20 protein-coding genes and 3 pseudogenes are annotated in these 26656 nt (G+C 73.9%); 15 read left to right on the top strand and 8 right to left on the bottom strand.

What is annotated here, in order from left to right; genetic code table 11:
• Positions 1 to 1709: AAA family ATPase (locus ACJ73U_RS25465; RefSeq protein ID WP_407780226.1), on the bottom strand; the 1709-nt coding region annotated here is incomplete at its 3' end.
• A complete protein-coding gene (locus tag ACJ73U_RS25460; protein ID WP_407780225.1) occupies positions 1706 to 3466 on the bottom strand; it encodes a hypothetical protein in 1761 nt (586 codons plus the stop codon). The genes ACJ73U_RS25460 and ACJ73U_RS25465, both read right to left, overlap by 4 nt.
• A 508-nt stretch (positions 3467 to 3974) precedes the next feature.
• Between ACJ73U_RS25460 and ACJ73U_RS25455 the strand changes: the two genes are divergently transcribed.
• The gene (locus tag ACJ73U_RS25455) at positions 3975 to 4391 is read left to right on the top strand and encodes a hypothetical protein (RefSeq protein ID WP_407780224.1); all 417 of its coding nucleotides are present in this window, start codon (positions 3975 to 3977) and stop codon (positions 4389 to 4391) included.
• 8 nt (positions 4392 to 4399) lie between these two features.
• On the opposite strand, the gene ACJ73U_RS25450 is transcribed toward ACJ73U_RS25455, so the two are convergent.
• The 3 genes and pseudogenes from ACJ73U_RS25450 to ACJ73U_RS25440 form a co-directional block, all read right to left on the bottom strand.
• Complete coding sequence (locus ACJ73U_RS25450; RefSeq protein WP_407780223.1) at positions 4400 to 5350, bottom strand: toll/interleukin-1 receptor domain-containing protein; 951 nt, start codon at positions 5348 to 5350, stop codon at positions 4400 to 4402.
• 104 nt (positions 5351 to 5454) lie between these two features.
• Positions 5455 to 5682 (bottom strand): annotated as a pseudogene (locus tag ACJ73U_RS25445) (hypothetical protein); the annotation flags it as partial.
• Between the two features lie 121 nt (positions 5683 to 5803).
• Positions 5804 to 6112 (bottom strand): annotated as a pseudogene (locus ACJ73U_RS25440) (DUF3159 domain-containing protein); the annotation flags it as partial.
• On the opposite strand from ACJ73U_RS25440, the gene ACJ73U_RS25435 reads away from it, so the two are divergent.
• Together ACJ73U_RS25435 and ACJ73U_RS25430 are read left to right on the top strand one after the other, a co-directional pair.
• On the top strand, positions 6113 to 6784 hold the full coding sequence (locus ACJ73U_RS25435; RefSeq protein ID WP_407780222.1) for an inositol monophosphatase family protein: 672 nt from the start codon (positions 6113 to 6115) through the stop codon (positions 6782 to 6784). It abuts the pseudogene before it with no gap.
• Positions 6781 to 7392 (top strand): NAD(P)-dependent oxidoreductase, encoded by a 612-nt coding sequence (locus ACJ73U_RS25430; protein WP_407780221.1) that lies wholly within the window; start codon positions 6781 to 6783, stop codon positions 7390 to 7392. The genes ACJ73U_RS25435 and ACJ73U_RS25430 overlap by 4 nt, the downstream gene beginning before the upstream one ends.
• 132 nt (positions 7393 to 7524) lie before the next feature.
• Here the strand turns inward: ACJ73U_RS25430 and ACJ73U_RS25425 are convergent, their stop codons facing one another.
• Complete coding sequence (locus tag ACJ73U_RS25425; protein WP_407780220.1) at positions 7525 to 8403, bottom strand: LysR family transcriptional regulator; 879 nt, start codon at positions 8401 to 8403, stop codon at positions 7525 to 7527.
• Between the two features lie 175 nt (positions 8404 to 8578).
• On the opposite strand from ACJ73U_RS25425, the gene ACJ73U_RS25420 reads away from it, so the two are divergent.
• The 10 genes and pseudogenes from ACJ73U_RS25420 (at position 8579) to ACJ73U_RS25375 (ending at position 23552) form a co-directional block, all read left to right on the top strand.
• On the top strand, positions 8579 to 9967 hold the full coding sequence (locus tag ACJ73U_RS25420; RefSeq protein ID WP_407780219.1) for a serine hydrolase domain-containing protein: 1389 nt from the start codon (positions 8579 to 8581) through the stop codon (positions 9965 to 9967).
• A gap of 25 nt (positions 9968 to 9992) precedes the next feature.
• Positions 9993 to 11585 carry an ABC transporter substrate-binding protein gene (locus tag ACJ73U_RS25415; RefSeq protein WP_407780218.1) on the top strand — a complete coding sequence of 531 codons (1593 nt, stop codon included), beginning with the start codon at positions 9993 to 9995 and terminating at the stop codon, positions 11583 to 11585.
• An 8-nt stretch (positions 11586 to 11593) separates the two neighbouring features.
• Complete coding sequence (locus ACJ73U_RS25410) at positions 11594 to 12583, top strand: ABC transporter permease (protein ID WP_407780217.1); 990 nt, start codon at positions 11594 to 11596, stop codon at positions 12581 to 12583.
• Positions 12584 to 12689: 106 nt separating this feature from the next.
• Positions 12690 to 14648 (top strand): dipeptide/oligopeptide/nickel ABC transporter permease/ATP-binding protein, encoded by a 1959-nt coding sequence (locus ACJ73U_RS25405; protein ID WP_407780228.1) that lies wholly within the window; start codon positions 12690 to 12692, stop codon positions 14646 to 14648.
• Positions 14645 to 15373 (top strand): annotated as a pseudogene (locus tag ACJ73U_RS25400) (ABC transporter ATP-binding protein); the annotation flags it as partial. The gene ACJ73U_RS25405 and the pseudogene ACJ73U_RS25400, both read left to right, overlap by 4 nt.
• A 14-nt stretch (positions 15374 to 15387) precedes the next feature.
• On the top strand, positions 15388 to 18672 hold the full coding sequence (locus ACJ73U_RS25395; RefSeq protein WP_407780216.1) for a serine hydrolase: 3285 nt from the start codon (positions 15388 to 15390) through the stop codon (positions 18670 to 18672).
• Positions 18672 to 19799: a M20/M25/M40 family metallo-hydrolase gene (locus ACJ73U_RS25390; protein WP_407780215.1), complete on the top strand. Its 1128-nt coding sequence runs from the start codon at positions 18672 to 18674 to the stop codon at positions 19797 to 19799. Before ACJ73U_RS25395 ends, ACJ73U_RS25390 begins: the two co-directional genes overlap by 1 nt.
• Positions 19800 to 19831: 32 nt before the next feature.
• A complete protein-coding gene (locus tag ACJ73U_RS25385) occupies positions 19832 to 20698 on the top strand; it encodes a GNAT family N-acetyltransferase (RefSeq protein ID WP_407780214.1) in 867 nt (288 codons plus the stop codon).
• Entirely contained in the window at positions 20695 to 21813 is a 1119-nt protein-coding gene (gene menC, locus ACJ73U_RS25380; protein WP_407780213.1) for an o-succinylbenzoate synthase, read from the top strand. The genes ACJ73U_RS25385 and menC overlap by 4 nt, the downstream gene beginning before the upstream one ends.
• Before the next feature lie 86 nt (positions 21814 to 21899).
• Positions 21900 to 23552, top strand: a complete 1653-nt coding sequence (locus ACJ73U_RS25375; protein WP_407780212.1) for a PucR family transcriptional regulator — start codon at positions 21900 to 21902, stop codon at positions 23550 to 23552.
• Here the strand turns inward: ACJ73U_RS25375 and ACJ73U_RS25370 are convergent.
• Entirely contained in the window at positions 23549 to 24505 is a 957-nt protein-coding gene (locus ACJ73U_RS25370; RefSeq protein ID WP_407780211.1) for a penicillin-insensitive murein endopeptidase, read from the bottom strand. The genes ACJ73U_RS25375 and ACJ73U_RS25370 overlap by 4 nt on opposite strands.
• Positions 24506 to 24626: 121 nt before the next feature.
• Here ACJ73U_RS25370 and ACJ73U_RS25365 point away from each other — a divergent pair, with 121 nt between their 5' ends.
• Positions 24627 to 25025 carry a DUF5709 domain-containing protein gene (locus ACJ73U_RS25365; RefSeq protein WP_407780210.1) on the top strand — a complete coding sequence of 133 codons (399 nt, stop codon included), beginning with the start codon at positions 24627 to 24629 and terminating at the stop codon, positions 25023 to 25025.
• A 63-nt stretch (positions 25026 to 25088) separates the two neighbouring features.
• Here the strand turns inward: ACJ73U_RS25365 and ACJ73U_RS25360 are convergent, their stop codons facing one another.
• Positions 25089 to 25661 carry a TetR family transcriptional regulator gene (locus ACJ73U_RS25360; RefSeq protein WP_407780209.1) on the bottom strand — a complete coding sequence of 191 codons (573 nt, stop codon included), beginning with the start codon at positions 25659 to 25661 and terminating at the stop codon, positions 25089 to 25091.
• Positions 25662 to 25742: 81 nt separating this feature from the next.
• Here ACJ73U_RS25360 and ACJ73U_RS25355 point away from each other — a divergent pair, with 81 nt between their 5' ends.
• Positions 25743 to 26627 carry an SDR family oxidoreductase gene (locus tag ACJ73U_RS25355; protein WP_407780208.1) on the top strand — a complete coding sequence of 295 codons (885 nt, stop codon included), beginning with the start codon at positions 25743 to 25745 and terminating at the stop codon, positions 26625 to 26627.
• Positions 26628 to 26656: the final 29 nt, after the last annotated feature.

Genomic DNA, 26656 nt, shown 5'->3' with positions numbered 1-26656 from the left:
CAGAGGTACTGGCCCGTGGACAGGTCCGCGGGGTGGTCGGGCACGACGGGCGGCAGGTCCGCCAGACGCAGCAGGCGGATGTCGCCGGGCACGTCGGTCGTGGTGACGCGTTCGGCCTGGCGGGCGATGGTCCGGTCGAGCAGGTTGCGGACGAAGCGGCCGTTGCCGAATGAGCTGTCACGCGGAGCGGCGCCCAGCAGGTCGCGCACCCGGTCGGTGACCCCCGGCGCCAGCCGGAAGCCGGCGGCGGTGGCCAACCGGTCGAGGATGGCGAGCAGCTCGTCGTCGCTGTAGTCCGGGAACTCGAGCGTGGTCGGGAAGCGTGAGGCGAGCCCGGGGTTGGCGCGCAGGAACCGCTCCATCTCGCGGGTGTAGCCGGCGGCGATGACCACCAGGTCGTCGCGGAACTCCTCCATGCCGCGCAACAGCTCCGCCAGCGCCTCCCGGTTGTAGTCGTCCCAGTGCGTGGCCGGGGTCAGCGCGTACGCCTCGTCGATGAACAGCACCCCGCCCAGCGCCCTGGTCAGCACGGCACGCACCTTGGGCGCGGTCTGCCCGAGGTACTCCCCGACGAGGTCGGCGCTGGTGACCTCGACGAGATGGCCGACGGACAGCAGCCCGAGCTTGGCGTAGGCCGCCGCGACGAGCCTGGCCACGGTGGTCTTCGCGGTGCCCGGGTTGCCGGTGAACACCAGGTGCCGGGTCGGTGTCGACAGCGGGATGCCGGCGTCCCGGCGCAGCCGCTCCGCCCTGGCCTCGGCGACCAGCAGCCGGACCTCCCGCTTGACCCCGGCCAGCCCGACCAGCCCGTCGATCTCCCCCAGCGGGTCGCTCGGCAGCTCGACCCGCGCCGCGGGCACCAGGGTTTCCGGCACGTCCTCGGGCAGGAGCTCGTGCCAGGACTCATGCTCGTCCACGATCCCGTCCGCGAGCACCCGCCGCGCCTGCGCCGCGATCGCGCGCTCGAGCAACGTCACCGCCGCCCTGCCGGTCTCGGCCGCGGCGCGCGGTGCGGCCGCGAGCAGCCGCCGCACCCGCTCGACCACGCCGTCGTGCGGCACGAACCCGGCGGCCGCGGCCTTCACCTCGAAGACCCGGACGAACTCCTCGGCGGCCAGGTTCGGGAAGCGCAGCACCTTCCCGAAGTGCGCGGCGAGGTCGGGTTCGGACCGCAGCAGGCCGTTGACCCCGGCGTCGGTGCCGGTCAGCACGACCACCAGCTCGGCGGAGTGCGCCTGCAGTGCCGCGAGCAACGCGCTCGTCGCCTCCCGCGGCCGCCAGTCGTCCGAGCTGTTCGTCAGCAGGGCCTGCGCGTCCTCGACGCACAGCACACCGCCGAAGGCGCGCTCCACCACGCGGTGCACGGCCTTGCTCACGTCGCCGGACTGCCCGGCGACGAGATCGGCCGCGTCGACCGTGACCAGGTGTCCGGCGGGCAGCGCGTCCGCCGCGGCCAGCAGGCGGCCCAGGATCCGCGCCACCGTGGTCTTCCCGGTGCCGGACGCGCCGGTGAACACGACGTGCCGGCGCGGGGCCGCGACCGCGAGGCCGGCCGCCCGCCGCAGCTTCGCCGCCCGCTCCTCGGCGACGAGCAGTCCCAGCTCGGTCTTCACGGTGTCGAGGCCGACGCACGCGTCCAGCTCGGCCCGCGGGTCCGCCGACGCCTCACCGCCGACCGCGAGGCGCACCGGCAGGTCGGCCGCCGTCACGCTGACCCCGACCCCGACCCCGGCCGCTTCCGTGCCGTGGCGACGCACTGGTCGGCCAGGCGCACGGCGAGCCGGGCGCCACGCAGGTTCCCGACCCCCGGGGTGCGGGACAGCAGCACGCCGGCGGTCGCGGCGACCTCGGGTGCGACGGCGGCCTTGCGCTCGACCACCGCGCGGGCGAACAGCTCGCCCCAGTCCCGCTCGGCGAAGTCCCGCGTGTGCGCGACCCGGAACAGTTGGTGCAGCGCGGGGTTCGCGTCGAAGACGCGCCGGTCACCCCCCGGCCCGCACACGAGGACCACGTGCATCCCGGGCCGGCGCCCCAGGTGCCGGCGCAGCTCCTCGGCGACCGTGCCGCCGCACCGGTAGCCCAGCACCCGGTCCAGGCCGTCGACCACCAGCAGCGGCGCGCTCATCGCGGACTCCACCCTCTGCACGGCGCCGGTGGTGTCCAGGTCCGCGAACAGCTCGCCATGCAGCCACACCACGCGCCCGCCGGACAGCTCCTGGCCGAGCAGCGTGGCGGCGGTGCGCCGGCCGGTGCCCTCCGGTCCGCACACCAGCAGCCGAGCGCCACGCAGTTCGGCCGCGTCCGCGACCGCGGCACGCACCGTGGCCGTGAGGTCGGGCTGCCCGACGAGCCGGTGCGTCGGCCGCGCGACCGGACCGGTGAGCCGGGAAGCCAGCGGGTTCGGCACCCTGGTGCGCCGGAAGAACTGCCGGAGGTCCTCCTGGAACGGGGTCGCCGGCACGCCGCAGCCGGTGGTGAACCTCGGGTTCCCCGGCAGCCCCTGCGCCGCGGCGGTGACCCGCACGGCCATGTCGAGCCACGCCCGGCAGGCGTCCGCCCCGCCGGCGAGCAGGCAGTGCGCCAGCCACCGGCGGACCTCGCTGCGCCAGGTGAGCGGGTCGAGCTCGCCGGCCGCCTCACCCATGACCTTCTGGACCACGTCGTACAGCTCGGTGCCGTCGAACACCGCCAGGGCGGCCGGCGCCTGCGTGAGCGAGGCGTGCAGCAGCAGCCCGGCCAGCGCCACCCCGGGACTGTCGCCCGCGATGTGGGTGGACAGGTGCTGCTGCGCGGCGAGGAACCCGGTGACCGCCCACTCCAGGTGCGCGACCGGCCCGGCCAGCTCGGGCAGGGCGGCGAGCACCTCGTCGTCGGCCGCGCTCGCCCAGAGGCCGGCCAGCTCGGCCACGGGTGCGGTCAGCACCCGCTCCGGATCGCTCATCACCCTGTCGTACAAGGAGATCATGGCCTGCCGCCGGGGCTCCAGCGGCGCGATGCCGGCGAAGACGTCGAGGCAGTCGCGGTACAGCTCGAAGGCGAGCCGGCGCTGCCGCGGGTCGTCACCGGCCGCGGCGACCAGGACGGTGCCCGGTGGCCGGTAGTCCGTCGCGCTGGAGCGCCACGGCAGCGGCGCCCGTTCGGGCTCCCGCGGTTCGCCGGCGAACCCGGCGAGCAGCTCCCACTCGAGATCGGCGCGGGTGCCGGACCGCACCGCGCCGACCCCGGGCAGGTAGTCGACGAGGGCGACCAGCTCGGCGCCGACCGCGGTGGTCTGCTCGCCGAGGTAGTCGGGCCGTTCGAACGTCAGTCGCCGGGCGCGTGGGTCGCCGTTGAGCCGCACCGCCCGCGCCCACACCTGTTCGTACAGGCCGTCGGGCACCCGCCACGGGCCGTAGGCGTAGAGGTCGAGCACCGGCTCGTCGGTGAGCAGCAGCTGGAGATGCGCGGGTAGCGCGATGTCGGTCATCCAGTCCCCCCGGAGTGGTTGCGCGCCGCACTCTATAGCGCGCGGGCAGGCGGAGGCGGAAGGTGGCGGCCTGGCGGGCACGGCGATCGGCGCCGCGGCGAAGGCACCCGTTCGGGTGATTGGACACACCGAAGCCGCGGAACCAACCCGCCGCGGAGCGCCTTGCCTTCACCGCAAAGAGTGGAAACAACCACACTGCCGAAATTCAACCCTGGCTTTGGCGCGACGACACGTGCATGCTTTCGCTCGTCGGGGATGGGAGACCGGCGTGAGTTCACAGCCAGGACCCGGTCTGACGGCCGGGTGCTGATGCGCGGTGGAGATATCGATATCCGTGCGGTCCGGTATCTCCGCCATCAGCTCCGCCGCGGCCTCCAGGAGAAGTTTCATCGGCAGGCCGGGGTTGAGGAGTGTGGGGGCAGAAGCGTCGGGTATGAGCGTTCAACAGGCTTGGCAGCTGTGCGTCCTGAGACGGGACAGGCTGTTACGGTCGGCGACGCGTCTCGGCATGGCCGAGCAGGCCGACGACGTCGTCCACGACGTGTTCGTAGCAGTGGTCAAACTGCCGTTCCTGTTCCGCGAGGGATTCGAGTCGTTGCTCGACACGGTGCTGTGGCGGCGCTGTGCGGCGCTGCGCCGGCGGGAGCTGTACCAGGCGCGTGCGTGCCGCAACGTGGTGCTGGTCGCGGGAGATCAGCCCGACCACGGTGACCGCGTGGTGGAACGCATCTACGCGGCGTCGGCGTTGAACAGCTGCGCCGGCCTCGGCGAGAAGGAACTGCGGCTGCTCCAGCTCGTTTCGGACGGCTACTCGCAGGACCGGATAGCCGCTCTCACCGAGATGTCGACGAACGTGGTGAACTATCGCCTGCGACGGGCCCGGCGCATCGCCCGCGAACATCTGTCGAAGGTCGGTTCGTGGTGAGGAAGCGATCAGCTCCAGACGGTCGCGGGCAGGCGGAAGACGCCGTTCCGGTCAGGTGTCCGGTACTCCGCGACAGCGAACCTGCCCTTGTCGGTCTCGACGCACAGCATGTCGCCGGCTGCCGGCTCGAAGGCGGGCACACCCTCGGCGACCCCGTCCAGCAACGACACGCACTCGGCCTTGCCAGGCGCCCGCGCGCCGTCCGAGATCGCGATCTTGCCATGCGGGCCGGGATCCACCTGTGACAGCAGGTCGATGACCACGTCCGCCCCGTCGCCCCGGCCCGGCGGCAGCTGGTCGAGGTCCACTCCGCCGTTCTGCGGCGCGATGTCGCCGTGCCAGAGGACACCACCGCCGCCGTTCGCGGGCGGGTCCGCCCACGGCCCGTCGCCTCGCCACAGGGCAAGGGTGACACCGACGACGACCAGCACGGGCACGGCGACCACAGAGGCGAGGGTGAACCGGTGGCGCGCCGCGACCTGACCGATGGTCGGGCCCGACCGCGTCCGCAGCTCCGCGATTCGCTTGACGAGGTTCGCCACGTCCTTCTCGAACTCACCGGCCCGCATCGGCATCGCCTGTGCGGTGGCGAGGAGCCGGATACTCGGCGGAACCTGCTCCACCCGCGGCGGCGCCGCTCCGTCGAGCACCACGGGAATGATCTGAATACGCAGCTCGATCGCCCGCTCGATCTCGCGCCGCACCCAGTCGCGCGGCCGGTCGATGAGCCTGACCCCGTTCTCCCGCAGCTCGAGCCAGCTCGGCCCGATCACCACCAGGAGAACCTCGGCTTTTCCCAGCGCGCTCCAGATGCTCTGCGGATACTGCTCTCCGCCGCGCAGATCGTCGTCGTCACGATAGACGAGCGCCCGCCCGAATCGCCGCGCGAGCCGGTTGTACAGGTATTTCGCCATCAACGGCTGCTCTTTCACGCGGTAGTTGATGAACAGCAGGCTCACCGGCCAGTCCTTCCAACACCGCGGAGCTACCAGTTGGCAGCGCATGATATCCAGCGGTGGTAGCCCGCACAATTATGGAAAACTGGGCAGAATGTTCCGCGCGGTCACGCACCGCGGCGTGTGTCCGGGAACTGTGACTGGCCCAGCTCGCCGGCCAGGGTGGAATTTTCCCGCAGGATTCGCCAGCACACGTAGACGCAGACACCCGCGGCGGGTGCGCCGCCGAGGAGGGTGGCCGCTATGCCGAGTGGGACCACCATTCCGGCTCTGTACAGCGGCACCAGTACCGCGGTGGCGAACTTTGTCAGGAACACCGCCGTGCACGCGTAGTAGACCCTGCGTCGCGCGGGGTCTCGGCGCCAGGTAAGGCGTTCGCCGCGTGTTGTGGGCCAGTACCAGGCCGATGACCGGACAGCGGACCAGGATGGAGGCCAGGAACAGTGCGGCGCCGCCTGTCTGCAGGAGGACGGCGGTGAGGTAGAAGTCGGCCGCGTGGCCGGTGCTGCCGGCCAGCAGTGCGGACAGCCCGACCACGAGCAACCCGACCAGCGGCTGCCAGACCTTGCGGGCGGTGCACAGCCGCACCACGGCGAACACGAACACGCCGCCGACCGCGGTCAGCGCCGCCGCCGGCACCTGGCCGGTCTGCAGGAAAGCGACGAGGAAGAGCGCACGGGACGCCACACCCTCGGCGACCGTGCGCCAGCCGCCCACCGCGCTGAACAGTGACAGGGACTTCTGCGTCAGCAGGCCGAGGGTCATGTGCTCGCCTTCGCCGTGGCGGGCGGGAAACTGGTGCGGCGCAAGGCGCTCGACGGGGTGCGGCCGGGGGCCCGCTGGTTCGACGACGACGTCGACGGACGCGACGTGCCGGCCGGGGAGTGGTGGATCGTCGACGGGGCCGAGGGCGGGGTCAACCACGTCCACGGGTTGCCGGAGTGGGGCGTCACCGTCGTGCTCGTCGCGGATGGGGTCCCGCGGCTCGCCGTGGTGCGCCAACCACTCGGCGACCTGACCTACACCGCGGTCGAGGGCGGCGGGGCGTTCCGCAACGGGACCCGCCTGCGGGTGTCGGCGAAGACCAGCCTCGACGCGGCGATCGCCACCGCCAGCCAGGCCGGGAACGGCCGCGAGGTGCACGCACGCTTCGGGCGCGCGGTCGCGGCCATGTCCGACGCGGCCCTGCTGGTGCGCAACACCATCCCGACCACCTTTCCCCTGCTGGGCGTCGCCGCCGGGCAGTACGACGTGTTCTGGCAGTACGAGCCGGACCTGCCCGGCACCGCCGCCGGCACGCTGCTCGTCCGCGAGGCGGGTGGGGTCGTCAGCGACCTCGCTGGCCGGCCGTGGCGGCCGACCAGCCCGGACGTCCTCGTCGCGGCGCCCGGGCTGCACTCGGCCGCGCTGGGCGTGCTCGCGGGGGTGCCGGCGTGACGCTCACGGTGCTCGGGGCCTCCGGCGCGCTCGGGCTCGAGATCACCCGGCAGGCACTCGCCGCGGGGCACGACGTCGTCGCGGTCTGCCGGCGGCCGGAGAAGGTGCCCGACGCGCCGGGGCTCACCAGGGTGGCCGCCGACGTGCTCGATCCGGACGCGATCGCGAAGGCCCTCGCCGGCGCCGAGACCGTCCTGTGCGCGCTGGGGATCGCCAAGGGCGAGCGACCCGGCGTGCTCGCTGCCGGCACCGCCGCGATCGTCGCCGCCGCGCCCGAGCGGATCGTGTCCGTCGGGGCGTTCGGCACGGGTGCGTCCGCCGCCGTCGCCGGGGTGCTCACCCGCACCCTGCTCGGCGTGTTCCTCCGGCGTGAGCTGGCGGACAAGGTCGCGGCGGACACCGCGGTCCTGCGTGCCGGCGGCACCGTGTACCACGCCGGCCCCATGACGGCCGGACCCGTCAGCCCGACCCGGCGGAGCGTCCCGCTCGCTGAGGTGCCGCGCCGGCTCTTCCCCGCCGGCGTGAGCAGGGCGACCATCGCCGCCGCCATGCTCGACGCCACCCGGAACGGACCGCGGGGGCAGCTACTGGTGCCACTGGCGCGGTGAGCCAGCGCGGTGCCACGGCTGGTCGGTGCTCCGTCAGCAGCTACCTCAGGGGAACGTGACGGCACCCAACCACGATCCGCCTCGCGAACCCGCACGTTCATCGGGACGCGACAGATCCGGGAGGCGGGACGGTCAGGCCAGCGCGGCGCGGCAGTGGTCGCGCAGCCACGAGTGCGCCGGGTCGGAGTCGTAGCGGCTCGGCCACGCCAGCACGATCGGTGCCACCGGCAGGTCCAGGTCCAGGGGGTGCGTGCGCAGGCCGAGGTCCGCGCAGGTCCGGGCGCAGGCGTTGCGGGCCACGACCGCCACCGTGTCGCTGCGCGCGGCGACCTGCAGGGCCACCGCGCTCGTCGGGAGGGCCGCGACGATCCGGCGGCGCAGGCCCCGCTCGGCCAGCAGCTTGTCGACGCCGTCCCGCAGCCGGCCGCGGCGCGAGACGATGACGTGGTTCGCCGCGGCGAAGCGCTCGAGCGTGAACCGCGTGGCCAGCGGGTGCTCGGGGCGGAACACGGCGACCAGCTCGTCGTGCCCGACGACCTCGTGGCTGATCTCCGCACTCGCGGGGACCGTCGCGCCCACCTCGATGTCGACGTGGCCACGGGCGAGGTCGGGCGTGTCCACGGGCGGCTCCGGCAGGAACCGCAGGCTCACGCCCGGCGCCTCGGCGAGCGCCGTGTCCAGCAGCGCGGGGTACAGCGCGCCGACCAACGCGTCGTGGCCCTGGACGGTGAACGTGCGGCGCAGCGTCGCGAGGTTCAGCGCCCGGGCCGGGGCGAGGACCTCGCCGGCGCGCCGCACGAGCGCCCGCACCTCGTCCCGGATCGCCAGCGCACGGGGCGTGGGGGTCATGGTGCGGCCGGTCCGGACCAGGATGTCGTCGCCGGTCGACCTCCTGATCCTGGTCAGCGCCCGGCTCACCGCGGGCGCCGACAGGTGCAGCCGGTCGGCCGCGGCCTGCACGCTGTTCTCCTCGAGCAGGGCGTCCAGGGTGATCAGCAGGTTCAGGTCCACGCGCGCCACGGTAAACGGGCCACGCGGACGACCGCCGCCGCGCTCGACCCGCCGACCACTGCCGAGCGGAGCGGTTCCGGCACGCCGCGCTTCGTCGCGGACGACCAAGGTTTCGGCGGCGAGTTGTGCGGAACGACGAACACCGCCGCGCGCCCGCTGCCTAGCGTCGTCCCGTATGAGCGACCTCCACGATGTGCGTGCCCGGCTCGACGAGCGGTTGCCACGGCTGCTCCAGGAGTACGGCGTGCCGGGCGCGGCCTGGGCCGTGTCGCGCGGCGACGAGGTGGTCGACGGGGCCGCCGGGCTGCTGAGCACGGCGACCCGGGTCGAGGCGACCGCGGACTCGGTCTTCCAGATCGGCTCGATCACCAAGCTGTGGACCAGCACGCTGGTCATGCAGCTGGTCGACGAGGGCAAGGTGGACCTCGACCAGCCGATCCGGACCTACCTGCCGGAGTTCCGCATAGCCGACGAGTCGGCGGCCGAGCGGATCACCGTGCGGCAGCTGCTCAACCACACCGCGGGGTTCGAGGGCGACGTCTTCACCGACACCGGCACGGGCGACGACTGCGTCGAGAAGTACGTCGCGACCCTGCACGGCGTCCCGCAGCTGTTCCCGCCCGGCGAGCAGTTCTCCTACAACAACGCCGGCTTCTGCGTGCTCGGCCGGCTCGTCGAGGTGCTGCGCGGGCGACCCTACGACGCGTGCCTGCGCGAGCACCTCATCACCCCGCTGGGGCTCACCCACACCGCGACCGGCCCGTACGAGGCGATCATGTTCCGCGCGGCGGTCGGCCACGTCGAGCAGGAGCCGGGCGCCGGCCAGGTGCCCGCCCCGGTGTGGGCGCTGGCGCGGTCCAACGCCCCCGCCGGGTCGACGCTCGCGATGCGGCCACGCGACCTGGTCGCCTTCGCCCGGATGCACCTGGAGGACGGGCGGGCGGGCGACGGCACCCAGGTGCTGGCGCCGGGATCCGCTGCCCGGATGCACGCCCGGGAGGTCGAGCTGCCGGAGCTGGGACTCATGGGGACGTCGTGGGGACTGGGCTTCGAGCGGTTCGACACGCCGACCGGCACGATCATCGGCCACGACGGCACCACCATCGGGCAGAGCGCCTTCCTCCGCGTGGTGCCCGAGGCGGACCTGGCGGTCGCGCTCCTGACCAACGGCGGGAACACCGTCTCGCTCTACCGCGACGTCGTCGGGTACGTCCTCGCCGAGCTCACCGACGTCGGCCTGCCTCCCCTGCCCGTGCCGCCCCTGCGCCCCCGGCGCATCGACGCCGGCCGGTACGTCGGCACCTACTCGGCCGAGGTGTACGACCTCACCGTCAGCCAGGACGACGACGGCCGGATCTGGCTCGAGCAGGTCCCCAAGGGCGTCTTCGTGGAGATGGGCGGGCAGGTCGAGCGGTCCGAGCTCGTCCACTACCGGGACGACATGCTGATCCCGGTCAAGGCCGATCGCGGCATGCACATGCCGCACGCGTTCGTCGGCGACGACGGCAGCGGCCACGCGCTCTACCTGCACCTCGGTCGCGCCGTCCGCCGCGCGAGCGCCTGACCCTCCCACCGGAACGGGAACCGCCATGAAGCTGTCCACTGTGGCCTCATCCGCACTCTGCCTCTGCCTCGCCACCGCGCTCACCGGCTGCGGCGGGGCCACCTCGAACGGCGCGAACGCCCAGGTCGTCGATGGCGGCACGTTCACGCTCGGGCTCTCCTCGGACCCGGGCAACCTCGACCCGCAGATGGCCGCGGGCACCTCGCTGTTCACGGTCACCCAGTTCGCCTACGACCCGCTGGTGAGCGTCGACGGCAGGACCGGGGAGATCCGGTCCGAGCTGGCCACCAAGTGGGCGGTCACGGACGAGGAGGTCACGCTGACCCTGGCCGACGGCATCAGCTGCGCGGACGGTGCGAAGCTGACCGCCAAGGACGTCGCCGACAACCTCAACTTCGTCGCCGACCCGAACAACAAGAGCCCCTTCCTCGGGACCTTCTACCCGGCGGGCGCCACGGCCGCGGGTGACGACGCGGCCGGCACCGTGACGATCACGCTGGCCCAGCCGGCGCCGTTCGTCCTCAACGGACTGGCCAGCCTGCCCATCGTCTGCCCCAGTGGCATGGCCGACCGCGCCAAGCTCGCCAAGGCCACCGCGGGCACCGGGCCCTTCCAGCTCACCGAGGCCGCACCCGGTGACCACTACACCTACAAGATCCGCGACGGCTACAGCTGGGGTCCCGACGGCGCGACGACCGCGACCAAGGGGCTGCCCGACACGGTCGTGGTCAAGGTGGTCGAGAACGAGACGACCGCGGCCAACCTGCTGCTCTCCGGCGGGCTGAACGGCGCCCAGATCGCCGGCCCGGACGCCGACCGGCTCGCGAAGGCCGGTCTGTTCACCGCCAGCACGCCCGCCATCGTCGGCGAGCAGTGGTACAACCACGCCGCCGGCCGGGTCACCAGCGACGCGGCGGTCCGCATGGCGCTCACCCAGGCGCTCGACCTCGACCAGCTCCAGAAGGTGCTCACGTCGGGTCACGGCCGCACCGCCACCACGATGGCCACGAACGCGCCGGTCGCCTGCCCGGGCGACTCGGTCTCCCACTCGCTGCCGAAGGGCGACGCCAGGTCGGCGGGTGCCCTGCTCGACCAGGCGGGCTGGAAGGCCGGCGGCGACGGTACGCGCACCAAGAACGGCAAGCCCCTGGCCCTGACGTTCCTCTACCAGAACAACCTGGGCGCCAGCGGCGACGCGGCGGCGGAGCTGGCCGTGAAGCAGTGGAAGGCGATCGGGGTCCAGGCCACCGCGCAGAGCCAGAACGAGACGACGCTGACCGGCACGATCTTCGGCGCGGGTGACTGGGACGTCGCGTGGGTCTCGCTCAACGTCAACAGCCCCGACCAGCTCGTGCCGTTCCTGTCCGGCCCCGCGGCCCCCCAGGGCACCAACTTCGCCGCGATCTCCGACCCGACCTACGACGCGGCGGTCAAGAACGCGATGGCGATCCCCGGCAAGGAGGGGTGCGCGGACTGGCTCGGCGCCGAGTCCGCGCTGATCGCCAAGGCGGCCGTGGTGCCGTTCGCGAACAACGCCGTGCGGACCTTCGGCAAGGGCGCGAAGTTCGAGACGCCGGGCCAGCTGATCCCCACCAGCATCCGGATGCTGGCGAGGTAACCGTGGCCGTGAGCCAGACCTCCGCGCCGCCGGTGCGCATCGGGTTGCGGTCCCGCCCGTGGGTCCGGTTCGGCGTCCGGCGGCTCGGCCGGTTGCTGATCTCCCTCTGGGTGCTGGTGACCGCGTCCTTCGCGATGATCCACCTCATCCCGGGTGACCCGGTGCGCGGTGCGCTCGGTCCGACCGCACCGGCCGAGCTGGTCGAGGCGCGCCGGCACGCGCTGGGCCTGGACGACCCGATCCTCACCCAGTACCTGCACTACCTGAAGGGCCTGGTCACCGGCGACCTCGGCACGTCGCTGTCCTCGCGGCTGCCGGTCTCCGACGTCGTCGCGCAGCGGCTGCCCGCCACGCTGTCGCTGGCGGTGCTCGCGTTCGCGGCGGCCGTGGTCGTGGCGATCCCGCTGGGTGTCACCATGGGCGTGCTGACCCGGCGCGGCCACGGACGGCGCACCGAGCTGGCCTTCACCACCACCAGCATCGTCGTGGCGACCATCCCGGACTTCCTCATCGGGGTCGCGCTGGTCTACGTCTTCGGGGTGCGCCTCGGGTGGCTGCCGGTCGCCGGCAACGACACCGCGGCGGCGTACGTGCTCCCGGTGTTCTCGCTGGCGGTCGGACCCGCCGCGATCCTCGCCCGGATCGTCCGCGTCGAGATGGTCGGCGTGCTCGAGGCGGACTTCGTGCGCACCGCCCGGGCCAAACGCCTGCCCGCGCGGACGATCTACCTGGGCCACGCACTGCCGAACGCCCTCACCGCGGCGCTGACGCTGGGCGGGCTGCTGCTGGGCGCGATGGTCGCGGGCACGGTCCTGGTCGAGAACGTCTTCGCCTGGCCGGGACTGGGCAGCACGATCGTGCAGTCCATCCTCACCAAGGACTACCCGGTGGTGCAGGCCATCGTCCTCGTGTACGGCGTCGGCGTCCTGGTCGTCAACACCCTCGTCGACGTCGCGCTCGCCCGGCTCGACCCGCGCTCGCTGATCCGGGAGGACTGAGGACGTGAAGTGTCGGATTGCCTCGCTTCGCTCGGCGGTTCGCGGCCTGCGCCCGGCGTCTTCCCTGCCCGCGCTGCCCGGCGGGGGTCGCTCCGCTCCCGGGCGCCTGCGCAGCTCGGCCGGTCCAGCCGCCGGCGGGCGCTCACGCTGGACGCGGGTCCTCCGCACCCCGCTGGGTCTCGCGGCGACCGTGCTCACGGTGGCGGTCCTGGCGTTGGCCGTCCTCGGTCCGGTGCTGTGGGGCACCGGCGCCGAGGCCGTCGACACGGACAACATCCTGGCCCAGCCGTCGGGTGAGCACTGGGCGGGCACGGACAACCTCGGCCGGGACATCCTCCTCCGGGTCCTCGTCGCCTCCCGGCTCTCGATCGTGCTGGCCCTGCTCGCCGTCGCGATCGCGGTGGTCGTGGGCCTGCTGCTCGGGTCGGCGCCGTTCCTGGTCGGCCGGCGCCCCGGCAGGCTGCTGTCGGCGGCGGTCAACATCGCCGTCGCGTTCCCCGGCCTGCTGCTGGCGCTGTTCTTCGCGGTGGTGTTCGGCGTCGGCGCGACCGGCGCGGTGCTGGCCATCGGGTTCGCGGGCGCGCCGGCGTTCGCGCGCCTCACCCAGACCCTGGTGGCCGGGGTCGCGGCCCGGGACTACGTGTCGGCCGCGCGGGTGGCCGGCGTGGGCCGGGTCCGGATCCTGTTCCGCCACGTGCTGCCGAACATCGCCGAGCCGCTGGTCGTCAACGCGACCATCGGCGCCGGCAACGCGCTGCTGTCGTTCGCGGGGCTGTCGTTCCTCGGGCTCGGCGTCCAGTCGCCGTCCTACGACTGGGGCCAGCTGCTCTACGACGGCATCGGCGCGATCTACGTGAACGCGGCGGCGGCGCTCGCCCCCGGCGCGGCCGTGCTCGTCGCCGGCCTCGGGTTCAACCTCTTCGGCGAGTCGGTCGCCAAGGCGCTGGGCATCGGCACGCGGGCGACGCGCGTCGAGCGGGTGCGCGGGCCCGAACCCCGTGCCGGGGACGGCGCGGCCACCCCGTCGGACGTGGTGCTCGACGTCCGCGACCTCGAGGTCACCGTGCCGGGCGCCGCCGGTCCGGTGCGGCCGGTCCGCGGGGTGACGTTCGAGGTGCGCCGGGGTGAGGCGATCGGCATCGTCGGGGAGTCCGGCTCCGGCAAGTCCCTGACGGCGCTCGCGGTCACCCGGCTGGTCGACGACGCCTGCCGCGTCGACGCCACCCGGCTCGAGCTGCTCGGCCACGACCTGCGCGCGGCGGACACCGCGGTCCGGCGCCGGCTGCTCGGCACGTCGCTGGCCATGGTCTTCCAGGACCCGATGACCTCGTTCAACCCGGCCCGCCGCGTGGGCGGCCAGCTGGCCGAGGTGGCGACGCACCACCAGGGCATGTCCCGCCGCGCCGCGCTGGCCCGTGCCGTGGACCGGCTCCGGTCCGTCCGCATCGGGGACGCGGCGGCGCGTGCCCGGCAGTACCCCCACGAGTTCTCCGGCGGGATGCGCCAGCGCGCGATGATCGGCATGGGGCTCATGGGCACGCCGGCACTGATCGTCGCGGACGAGCCGACCACGGCCCTGGACGTCACCGTGCAGCGGCAGGTGCTGGACCTGCTGGCCACGATCCGCGCGGCGGACGCCGCGGCACTGGTGCTGATCAGCCACGACGTCGCCGTGGTCGGCGAGGTCTGCGACCGCGTCCTGGTGATGTACGCGGGCCGGATCGTCGAGGACCTCCCGGCCACCGACCTGGCGAGCGCCGCGCTGCACCCCTACACCCGCGCCCTGGTCGCCGCGGTCCCCGACATGGCCACCGACCTGACCGAACCCCTGGCGACGATCCCCGGGCGCCCGGTCGACCCGGCCAACGTGCCCCCCGGCTGCGCCTACGCCGACCGCTGCCCCCTGGCCGACGCCCGCTGCCGCACCGAGGACCCGCCACTGGCCACCACCCCGGCCGGTCCGGCCGGGGTGGTCGAACGCGCGGACCACCGTGTGGCCTGCTGGCACGCCGGCGAACCCTTCCCGGCCGACCGCGACACCGACGAGCTGGTGGAGTCACCGTGAGCGAGCTGCTCTTCGAGGACGTGACCGTCCGGTACGGCAGGACGACCGCGGTGGCCGGGGTCAGCCTCGTCGTGCCGGCGGGTGAGGTGGTGGGGCTCGTCGGGGAGTCCGGGTCCGGCAAGTCGACGCTGGCCAGGGCCGCCGTCGGGTTGGCGCCGCTGGCGGGTGGCCGGATCAGCCTGGGCGGCGCGCCCGTCCCGACCCGGGGCCGGCGCCGGCCGCTGCAGATGGTCTTCCAGGACCCCTACTCCTCGCTCGACCCGCGCATGACGATCGGCGAGAGCGTGGCCGAGGCGATGCCACCGGGTCGGTCGCGGGCCGAGCGGCGCGGGGCGGTCGAGCGGCTGCTCGACCTGGTGCACCTCGACCCGGCCGGCGCCGGTGCCCTGCCGTCCCGGCTTTCCGGTGGGCAGCGGCAGCGGGTGGCGTTGGCGCGGGCGCTGGCCGCCGAGCCGCGGGTGATCATCGCCGACGAGATCACCTCCGCCCTGGACGTGTCGATCCAGGGGGCCGTGCTCAACCTGGTCCGCGAGCTCCAGCGCGAGCTGGGCCTGTCGATCCTGTTCATCTCCCACAACCTCGCGGTGGTGCGCTACGTCGCCTCGCACGTCGCGGTCATGCGGCGCGGCGAGGTCGTCGAGCACGGACCGGCCGCGCGGGTGCTCGCCGAACCCAGCCACGACTACACCCGGGAACTGCTCGCGGCCGTACCCGGACGAACCACGCGAAGGAGCCGGCCATGACCCGACGGATGCGCATCGAGGACCTCGACGGTCTCGCGGTCCCGTCCCAGCCCGCCCTGTCCCCGGACGGCGGTTGGATCGCCTACGTGCTCCGGACCGCGGACGCCGGCCAGGACCGCAACGTCGACCAGCTCTGGCTGGTCGCCACCGACGGGTCCGCACCCCGCCGGCTCACGGCCGGGCCGGCCGACGCCGCGCCGGCCTGGTCCCCCGACGGCCGCCGCCTCGCGTTCGTCCGGGGCGGGCAGCTGGCCGTGCTCGACGCAGGCGGGGGCGAGCCGGAGCAGCTGACGGACCTGCCGCTCGGCGCCGGCGCCCCGCACTGGAGCCCCGACGGCCGCCGGCTCGCCTTCACCGCGCCGGTCGACCCGAACGGCGGCGCGCGCGGGCCGATGGTCTCCGACGGGCTCGACTACCAGGCCGACGGCGCGGGCATGCTCGGCGCGGTCCGCGAGCAGCTCCACGTCCTCGACCTCGACAGCCGCGCGGTCCGCCAGGTCACCGACGGGCCCCAGGGCGCCGCCACCCCGGCCTGGTCGCCCGACGGCACCACCCTCGCCTTCACCCGCCGCGCCGGCACGGACAGCGACCTGCGCTACCGCACCCCGGTCCACCTGCTGCGCGTGGACGAGCCGCACGCCCAGCCACGCGTCCTCGCCTTCGCCGACGGGATCGCGATGACCGCGGACTGGACGTGCGACGGGACGGCGCTGCTCGTGGTCGGCTGGCCGGGCGACCCGGTCGGCCACGCCCACCTGTGCCACGTCAGCGCCGACGGCGGCGAGGTCACCGACCTGTCCGGCGCCACCGACCGCAACGTGATGCCCGGCGCGGCCGGCTACCCCGGCGGCCTGCCGGCGGAACACGACGGCCGGGTGTTCTTCTGCCTCCGCGACCGCGGCTGCACCCACCTCTGGTCGGTCACGACGGCCGGCGGCGACCCACGTCCGGTCCTGGACGGCGCGGGCCGGGTCGTGTCGGGGCTGTCGATCGCCGCCGGGCGCGCCGCGATCGCGCTCGGCACCCCCGAGTCGTTCGGCGAGATCGCGACCGTCGACCTCACCACCGGCGCGGTGGTCGTGCTGACCGACCACGGCACCGGGCTCGGCCTCCACCCCCGCGAGGAGCGGTGGTTCACCGTCTCCGACGGCACCGAGGTGCAGGCCTGGCTGATGCACGACCCCGCACGCGGGGGTCCCCGGCCGCTCCTGCTCGACGTGCACGGCGGCCCGCACAACGCGTGGAACGCGGCCGCCGACGAGATCCACCTCTACCACCAGGAGCTGGTCGACCGCGGCTGGGCGGTGCTGCTGGTCAACCCGCGCGGCAGCGACGGGTACGGCGAGGCGTTCTACGACGGCGTCCGCGGCTCGTGGGGGGTCGCGGACGCCAAGGACTTCCTGGAGCCGCTCGACCAGCTCGTCGCCGAGGGGTTCGCCGACCCGGACCGGCTCGCGGTCGCGGGCTACAGCTACGGCGGGTTCATGACCTGCTGGCTGACCGGGCACAACGACCGGTTCGCGGCCGCGGTCGCCGGCGGTGTGGTGAGCGACCTGGTGAGCATGGGCGGCACCAGCGACGACAGCCACCTCCTCAGCGCGTACGAGCTGGGCGGGACCCCCTGGCAGGAGCCGGAGCGCTACGCCGCCATGTCGCCGCTGACCCACGTCGCCGACGTCCGCACGCCCACGCTCGTGCTCCACGGCGCGGCCGACATGCGGTGCCCGGTCGGCCAGGCCCAGCAGTGGCACACCGCGCTGCGTGAGCGGGGCGTCCCGACCCGCCTGGTCGTCTACCCGGACGCCTCGCACCTGTTCATCCTCACCGGCCCGCCCTCGCAGCGGCTCGACTTCAACCGCCGCATCCTCGACTGGGTGGAGCAGCACATCACCCGCGCCGGCCGGCCCCGCGTCGACGCCGCGCACTGGCAGCGGCGGCTCGCCGCACTCGCGCGGCGGCACAAGGTCCCCGGCGCACAGCTCGGCATCCTCCGCCTCGACGGGGAACACGACGAGCTGGTCGAGGTCGTGCACGGCGTGCTGAACGTGCGCACCGAGGCACCCGTGCGCACCGACGCGCTGTTCCAGATCGGGTCGATCACCAAGGTGTGGACGGCGACCGTGGTGCTGGCGCTGGCCGACGAGGGACTGCTCGACCTGGACACGCCGGTCGCCGAGGTGCTGCCGGAGCTGCGGCTCGCCGACCCCGAGGTGACGAAGTCGGTCACGCCGCGGCACCTGCTCACGCACACCAGCGGCATCGACGGCGACGTGTTCACCGACACCGGCCGCGGCGACGACTGCCTGGAGCGCTACGTGGACGTGCTCGGCGAGGCCGGGCAGAACCATCCGCTGGGCGCCACCTGGTCCTACTGCAACTCGGGGTACGCGCTGCTGGGCCGGGTGATCGAGAAGGTCACCGGGAAGACCTGGGACCAGGCCATGCGCGAGCGGCTGTTCGCCCCGCTCGGACTCACCCACACGGTGACGCTGCCCGAGGAGGCGCTGCTGTTCGCCGCCGCGGTCGGGCACGACGAGCGGGACGGCGAGCTGGTCCCGGCGGCGGCCTGGACTCTCCCCCGCTCGATCGGCCCGGCCGGGCTCGTCACGTCGACCGTCAAGGACGTGCTCGCCTTCGCCCGGATGCACCTGACCGGCGGGGTCGCCGCCGACGGCACCCGGGTGCTGAGCCAGGAGAGCTGCGCGGAGATGGCCGCCCACCAGGCCGACCTGCCCGACAAGTACGTGCTGGGCGACTCGTGGGGACTCGGCTGGATCCGCTTCGGCTGGCACGGTGAGCGCCTGATCGGTCACGACGGCAACACCCTCGGCCAGGCGGCGTTCCTGCGGGTGCTGCCCGAGCAGGGGCTCGCCGTCGCGCTGCTCACCAACGGCGGCCACACCCGCGACCTCTACGGCGATCTCTACCGGGAGATCTTCGCCGAGGTCGCCGGCGTCGCCATGCCGACGCCGTTCGCGCCGCCGGCGGAGCCCGTGGCCGTGGACGTGGCCCCGTACGTGGGCGTCTACGAGCGGGCCGGGGTGCGGATGGAGGTCGAGAGCGGCGCCGACGGCCCACTCCTGCGCACGACGCTCACGGGCCCCCTCGCCGAGCTGGAGCCGGACCCGGTCGAGGAGTACGCGCTGGTCCCGGTCGGCCCGGCGCTGTTCGCGATCCGGCCACCGGAGATCGAGACCTGGATGCCGGTCACGTTCTACGAGCTGCCGACCGGCGAGCGGTACCTGCACTTCGGGGCCCGCGCGACGCCGAGGACCGCCTGATGGCCGCGCTGGACGACCTGGTCGCCGACGTACGTGCCCTCGTCGAGTGCGAGTCGCCGTCCGACGACCTGGCCGCCGTCGCCCGCTCGGCCGAGGTCGTCACCCGGCTCGGCACCGCCCGCCTCGGCGTCGCACCCGAACGGATCGTGCTGGACGGCCGCACCCACCTGCGCTGGCGGCTCGGCGCCGCGCCGTCGCGGGTGCTGATCGTGGGCCACCACGACACCGTGTGGCCGCTCGGGTCGCTGGCCGACCACCCGTGCACCGTCGAGGACGGGGTGCTGCGCGGACCGGGCTGCTTCGACATGAAGGCCGGGCTGGTGATGGCGTTCCACGCGGCAGCGGGGCTCGACGGCGTCACCCTGCTCGTGACCGGCGACGAGGAGCTGGGCTCCCCCACCTCCCGCGAGCTGATCGAGGCCGAGGCCCGGACGGCCACCGCCGCGCTGGTGCTCGAGGCGTCCGCCGCCGGCGGCGCGGTCAAGACCGAGCGCAAGGGCACCTCCATGTACGAGGTGCGCGTGGTCGGGCGGGCCGCGCACGCGGGCCTCGAGCCCGAGCGGGGCGTGAACGCCAGCGTGGAGCTGGCCCACCAGGTGCTGGCCGTCAGCGCGCTCGCCGACCCCGCGGCCGGCACCACGGTCACGCCGACCGCCGCCCGCGCGGGCACCACCACCAACACCGTCCCGGCCGCGGGGTCGTTCCAGGTCGACGTCCGCGCCACGACCCTGGCGGAGCAGGCACGGGTCGACCGGGCTATCCACGCCCTGTCGCCGGTGCTGCCCGGCGCGCGGCTCGAGGTGATCGGCGAGCCGAACCGCCCACCGCTGGAGGCGACCGCGTCGGCGGCCCTCTTCGAGCGGCTGTGCCGGGTCGCGGCGCGGATGGGACTGCCCGAGCCGGCCTGTGCCGCGGTCGGCGGCGCCTCGGACGGGAACTTCACCGCGGGTGCGGGCACCCCCACCCTCGACGGCCTCGGCGCGGTCGGCGGCGGCGCGCACGCGGCCGACGAGCACGTGCTGGTCGACGAGCTGCCCGGCCGGACCGCGCTGCTGCGCGCGCTGGTCGAGGAGTTGCTGGCGGACCCGACGAACCCGGTCACCGGTTCCGGTGCCGCACGACCATGACCACCCCCGACGAACACAGGAGCACGGAAGTCGTGACCGACATCAGCGAGGCGACCGGCCTGGACCAGGCCGTGCACGCCGCGAGCACCGCGGCCGCGAGGGCCGGTGTCTCGGTGCGCGAGTTGACGAACCTCGCCGAGCTGAACGAGGTGGTGAGCCTGTTCGCCACCATCTGGGGCCGCGCCGCGAACCCGCCGGTGACGATCGAGCTGCTGCGTGCCTTCACCAAGGCGGGCAACTACGTCGCCGGCGCGTTCGAGGCGGATCGTCTCATCGGCGCCTGCGTGGGCTTCTTCCACGCGCCGGACGGGGACGCGCTGCACAGCCACATCGCCGGCGTCTCGCCGGGCGCCACCGGCCGCAGCGTCGGGTTCGCGCTCAAGCTGCACCAGCGGGCGTGGGCGCTGGCGCGGGGGATCTCGGAGGTCGTCTGGACCTTCGACCCGCTCGTGGCCCGCAATGCCTACTTCAACCTGGTGAAGCTCGCCGCGCGCCCGGCCGAGTACCTCACGAACTTCTACGGCCCGATGCTCGACGCCATCAACGGCGACGAGGACTCCGACCGGCTCCTGGTGAGCTGGCGGCTGCGTGACCCGGCCGTGGCGCGTGCCGGCGCCGGCGGTGGCGTCGGCGCCGTCGCGGCGGACGAGGTCGCCGGGGGCGCGGTGCACGCGCTGACCATCGGCGCGGACGGGGGCCCGGTGCCCGGCCGGCTCGACGGCGCGACCTCGCTCGTCGCCGTGCCGCGGGACATCGAGCGGCTCCGGGCGGTCGACCCGGCGATGGCGGGCCGGTGGCGCGTCGCGGTGCGGGACGCGCTGACCGGGCTGGTGGGTGGTGGTGGCCGGATCGACGGGTTCGACCGGGCGGGCTGGTACGTCGTGCGGAGGGAACCGTGAAGCTGACCGGAGTCGAACTGCGCCGCGTCGCCATGCCGCTGGTCGCGCCGTTCCGCACGTCCTTCGGCACGGAGACGATGCGTGACATCCTGCTCGTGCGCGTGGCGACCGACGGTGCCAACGGCGCTGCCGAGGGCTGGGGCGAGTGCGTGGCGATGAGCGGCCCGCTCTACTCCTCGGAGTACGCCGACGCGGCCGCGGACGTGCTGCGCCGGTTCCTCGTCCCGGCACTGGCGGCGGCTCCGCTGCCCGGGGCGCACGCGGTCGCGGGTGTGCTCGCCCCGTTCAAGGGCCACCGCATGGCCAAGGCGGCGCTCGAGACGGCGGTGCTCGACGCGGAGCTGCGGGCCGAGGGCCGCTCCTTCGGCCGCGAGCTGGGCGCCGTGCACGACCGCGTCCCGTGCGGGGTCTCGGTCGGCATCATGTCCTCCGTGCCGGAACTGCTCGACGCCGTCGGCGGCTACCTGGCCGAGGGCTACGTCCGGATCAAGCTGAAGATCGAGCCCGGCTGGGACGTCGAGCCGGTGCGCGCGGTCCGCGAGCGGTACGGCGACGACGTGCTGCTCCAGGTGGACGCGAACACGGCCTACACCCTGGGTGACGCGCGGCAGCTGGCCCGGCTGGACCCCTTCGACCTCCTCCTGATCGAGCAACCGCTCGACGAGGAGGACGTGCTCGGCCATGTGGAGCTGGCCCGACAGCTCCGGACGCCGATCTGCCTCGACGAGTCCATCACCTCGGCGCGCGATGCCGCGGCCGCGATCCGGCTGGGTGCCTGCCAGGTGGTCAACGTCAAACCCGGGCGGGTCGGCGGGTACCTCGAGGCGCGTCGCATCCACGACGTGTGCGTCGCACACGGTGTGCCGGTGTGGTGCGGCGGGATGTTGGAGACCGGCCTCGGCCGTGCCGCCAACCTCGCTCTCGCTGCCCTGCCGGGGTTCACGCTGCCCGGCGACACCTCGGCGTCCGGGCGGTACTACGCGGTGGACCTGACCGAGCCGTTCGTCCTCGACGACGGGCACCTCCCCGTGCCCACCGGGCCCGGTCTCGGCGTGGTGCCGGTGCCGGAGCGGCTCGCCGAGATCACCACCGCCACCGAGTGGCTCGCCTGCTGAGGTTCGGCGAGTCCGACGAAGAAGGCGACCGGATCTGGTGGTCCGGAACTAGTGCGTCGCACGGCCCTGCGCCTAGCCTTGGCACGGTGCAGCGTCCCCGCGCGAGCCTGGGCCGGGTCATCGACGACCTCGGCGCCACCCTGCTCGACCTCGCCTACGGTGCTCCCGACCGCGCCGGGGACATCGGCGGCGTCGTCATCCACGACCCGCTCGACCAGCCGGTGCTGCCGCCGAACGCGCTGGTGCTGGGGGTCGGCGTCGACGCTCCGGACCAGGTCGCCACGCTCCTGCGCGCGCTGGGTCGCCAGCAGGCGGCCGCGCTGGTGCTGCGGGCGCCGGTCCCGCTGACGGACGAGGTGCGCGCGGCCGCCGACGAGGCCGGGGTGGCCGTGCTCGAGCTGAGCCGGGGTGCGCCCTGGAGTCACCTGAGCGAGATGCTCCGCTCGCTGCTCGCCGTCGGCGAGCTACGGGTGGACCAGGCGGAGTCGCTCGGCGGGCTGCCCTCGGGCGACCTGTTCGCGGTCGCCAACGCGATCGCGTCGCTGCTGGACGCGCCGATCACCATCGAGGACCGCAACTCCCGGATACTCGCGTTCTCCGGCCGCCAGGACGAGGCCGACCGGCAGAGGGTGGAGACCATCCTGGGCCGCCAGGTGCCGGAGCGGCTCTCCCGCGTCCTCCACGAGCGCGGGGTGTTCCGGGACCTGCTCCGCAGCGACCGCCCCGTGTTCACCGGCCCGATCCCCGACGGGAAGGGCGACCACACGCTGCCACGCGTGGCCATCGCCGTGCGCGCGGGTGACGAGGTGCTGGGGTCGATCTGGGTGGCGGTGCCCGAGCACCTCAGCGAGGAGCGCGTCGAGGCGCTGCGGGAGTCGGCGAAGCTGGTGGCCCTCCACATGCTCCGGGTCCGCGGTGGCGCGGACGTGCAGCGGCGGGTGCGGGCCGACCTGCTGAGCTCGGCCCTGGAGGGAGGCGCGGGTGCCGGGGAGGCGCTGGAGCGGTTGGGGCTCGCGAGCCGTCCGCTGCTGGTGCTGGGTGTCGCCCTCGACGCCCGCCGCCGCGGCGACGCCGACAGCGCGGCCGTGGTCCACGACCAGCAACGCCTGGCCGACGCGTTCGCCCTGCACCTGTCCGCCATCCACCCGCGCGCGGCGGCCGCGGCGATCGGCGACGTCATCTACGGTCTGCTCCCCCAGGTCCGGGACAGGGCGGGACCCCTCGCGGAACGGACGCTGCAGGACTTCCTGGACCGCGTCGGCGACCGGCTGCCCGCGGTCGCCGCCGTGGGACCGGCCGCGCTGAACCTCTCCGGCGTCGCCCACAGCCGCTCCTGCGTGGACCGGGTCCTGCGGGTACTGCGTGAGGGCCGCGTCCACCGCAGGATCGGCACCCTCGACGAACTGCAGGGCGAGGCCCTGATCACCGAGCTCCGCGACCTGGCCGCCGCCCGCGGCGACGCACCGACCGGCGCCCTGGCCCGGCTGATCGACTACGACCGCCGCCACCAGGCCAACCTGGTCGAGACACTGCGCGCGTGGCTGGACGCCTTCGGCGACGTCGCCGCGGCCGCGGAGTCGGTCTTCGTGCACCAGAACACCTTCCGCTACCGGCTCCGCCGCGTCGCCGAGGTCGGCCGGCTCGACCTGACCGACCCCGACCAACGCTTCGCCGCGATGCTGCAGCTGCGCGTCCTCCACACCGGCACCTACGGTCCAGCGGCGGGTAGCGACGCCTAGCAGGTGTAGAGGCTGCTCGGGTGCACGCGCTCGCAGTACCGCACGTGCAGGTGGTTGTCGTGGTTGTCGTACTGGGTGGTCAGGCCCTCGGAGATGAGCACCGGGTCGTTGAAGAAGATCAGGCGCACGTGGCCGGGTGCCGCGTTGCGGATCGCCTGGATGAGGGTGCGGGTCGCGGCGCGGTCGTAGGTCGAGGACTGCCAGGTGATGCGGCCCGCGGTGCACTGGGCGTTGTCCGTGCGGATGGGCCACACGTCCATGTCCATGCCGACGTCGTGGCTCGCGTGCCCGGGGATGTCGCCGCCGTGCTCGAACCCGGCGTCACCGAGCGGGACCTGGCCCTGCCCGGTGCCGGCGAACGTCCGCGCGGCCTGCTCCAGCTGCCCGACCGCCGCGGCGGTCGCCCAGTTCGCGGCGGTGCCGTTGCCGTCCGGGTCCTGGTCGCAGAAGCCCGCGCTCATGTTCGGGTAGGCGTAGTGCCAGATGAGGTTCTTCCACGTGGTCGGCCCGACGATGCCGTCCGCGCCGATCCCCGCGTGTGACTGGAAGTTGCGCACCGCGGTCGTCACCGCCGCGTCGAAGACCCCGTTGACCGGCAGGGAGAGGCGGCGCTTCGCGTTCAGCTCGACCTGCAGCGCCCGCACGGCCGAACCACTGGCGCCCTGGCTGAGCTGCGGCGTGAGCGCGGCCCAGGTCGCCGGCCCGACGATGCCGTCCACCGCCAACCCCTTGGCGGACTGGAAGTTCCGCACGGCGGTGTCCGTCGCCGGTCCGAAGACGCCGTCGGCGGTCACGCTCTGACCGTTGTGCGTGAGCAGGTGTTGGATCGCCACCACGTCCGCGCCGCGGTTGCCGGTGCTCTGGGTGGGGAAGAACGCGTTGGTGTAGGCGTTGGCGGGAGTCGCGAGGACGATCAGCAGGGTGGCCACGATGACGAGGCTGCGAGTGATCACGGCCACAGTATGGTGAAGAAGGTCCTGATCGACAAGACATCCGGTCGACGATTCACGAACCTGGCGGGTGACCTCGTCGCGGGGCCGCTTCGGCGTAGCCTCCGGTCTCGAGGAGGAGCACATGAGAGACGACATCGACAGCGAGTCGGACCTGCTGGAACCGGAGGACACCCTCCTGGACCGCGGCGTCGAGGACGTCCTGGACGAGGGCTACTCACCGCCGGAGCGGCCGTCGAGCTTCTACGACGGGCACGAGTCCCTGGGCGGCAGGCTGGCCCGTGAGGTCCCGGACGGGGCCGACACCGTCGACGGCGACGGCGTGGGCGACACCTCCGACACCGACGGCGAGCCCTACGACGACGAGGTCGGGGTGAGCCGGTCCGGCCGCCTCGTCGCGCAGGACGAGGGCGCCGGCAGCGACACCGACGGCTACCTCTACGCCCGCGACGTCGGCATCGACGGGGCGGCGGCGACCGCGGAGGAAGCCGCGGTACACGCGATCCCCGACGACCAGGAGTAGTCCCGCTTTCCCGTTGCCAGCAACGGAACCCGCCTCTCGGACAGCAGCCGGAACGGCGCGGCCTCAGTGCAGCGTGGTCACCGCCGCGTGCAGCTCGCCGAGTGCCTCGCGGGCCAGTTCGCCGAAGGGGCGCGCGTTGGCCGGGTCCGTCCAGCTCTCGAAGGCGCGGTAGAAGGCGTGCACGCCGACCTCGGCCGCGAGGCCCGCGGCCGGGTCGGGCACGTTCCGCCTCCGCAGTGCGTCCGCCAGGGCCTCGACCAGGCCGGCACGCTTGAACGCCGCACGCTCCCGCAGCTCGCTGTTGGCCGCGATGACCGCCCGCAGAGCGGGGCCGAACTCGCGTTGTGCCGGCGTGAACGAGGCCGTGAGCGCGTCGAGTGCCGCGGCGACCGCCGCCATCGGCGTCGCGGCGTCGGGTGCCGCGGCGACGCCGTCCGCCAGCAGCCGGCTGTGCACGTCCTGACCGGCGAACAGCACCTCGCGCTTGTCCCGGAAGTGCCGGAAGAAGGTCGCCTTGGTCAGCCCGGCGCGCTCGGCGATCTGGGCGACCGTGGTGCTGTCGTAGCCCTGCTCGCCGAACAGCTCGACCGCGGCCAGCACGAGCCGCTCCCGCGCGTTCGGCTCCCAACGACCCATGGGACACAGCCTAGGTGATGAGACTTGGTCTCATCACTCTGCTACGGTGATGAGACCAAGTCTCATCAGGGAGGACCACAGATGCGTGTCTTCGTCACCGGCGCCAGCGGCCACATCGGCTCGACCGTCGTTCCCGAACTCATCGCGGCCGGGCACGAGGTCGTCGGCCTCGCCCGGTCCGAGGAGTCAGCCGCCGCGGTGAAAGCCCTCGGCGCCGAGGTGCGTCGCGGCGACCTCCAGGATCTCGACGGCCTGCGTGCGGCCGCGGCCGAGGCGGACGCGGTCGTGCACCTCGCGTTCGACCACGAGGCCGCGTTCGCCGGGAACTTCGCCGGCGCGGCGGCCGCCGACCTGGCCGTGGCCGAGACGCTGGGGGACGCGCTGGCCGGCACGGGCAAGACCCTCATGGCCGTCGGCGCCGGCCCCACCGGTGACGCGAAGCGCGACGCCGCCTTCGCCGCCAACCCCCGCTCCGCCACCTCGCGGGCGCTCCTCGCGCGCACCGGCCAGGGCGTCCGCACCCTGCTCGTCGCCGTGCCGCAGGTCGTGCACGGCCCGCGGGACCGGGGCGGCTTCGTGCCGACATTGATCAGAATCGCCCGCGCGACGGGCGTGTCCGGCTACGTCGGCGACGGCGCCAACCGCTGGCCCGCCACCCACGCCCTGGACCTCGCCGTCCTCTACCGGCTGGGACTGGAGAAGGCGCCGGCGGGAGCGACTTTGCGTGCGGCAGCCGAGCAGGGCGTCACCACGCGCGAGATCGCCGAGGTCATCGGTCGCCACCTGGGTGTGCCGGCCGTGAGCGTCCCCGGCGAGCAGGTGGCGGCCCACTTCGGCGCCTTCGCCCCGTTCGTGACCCTCGACAATCCAACCGACAGCGCCGAGACGCGGCGACTGCTGGGCTGGGAACCGGTCCAGCCCGGGCTCGTCGCCGACCTCGACCAGGGGCACTACTTCGGGGCCTGACCGGGCGGCAGCAGGACGCGGGACGCCGA

Origin of the sequence: Actinophytocola sp. (genome assembly GCF_045807065.1) — a bacterium.
Classification (GTDB): domain Bacteria; phylum Actinomycetota; class Actinomycetes; order Mycobacteriales; family Pseudonocardiaceae; genus Actinophytocola.
Note: the sequence above shows the minus strand (reverse complement) of the source record. Positions and strands in the feature narration are given on the sequence as shown.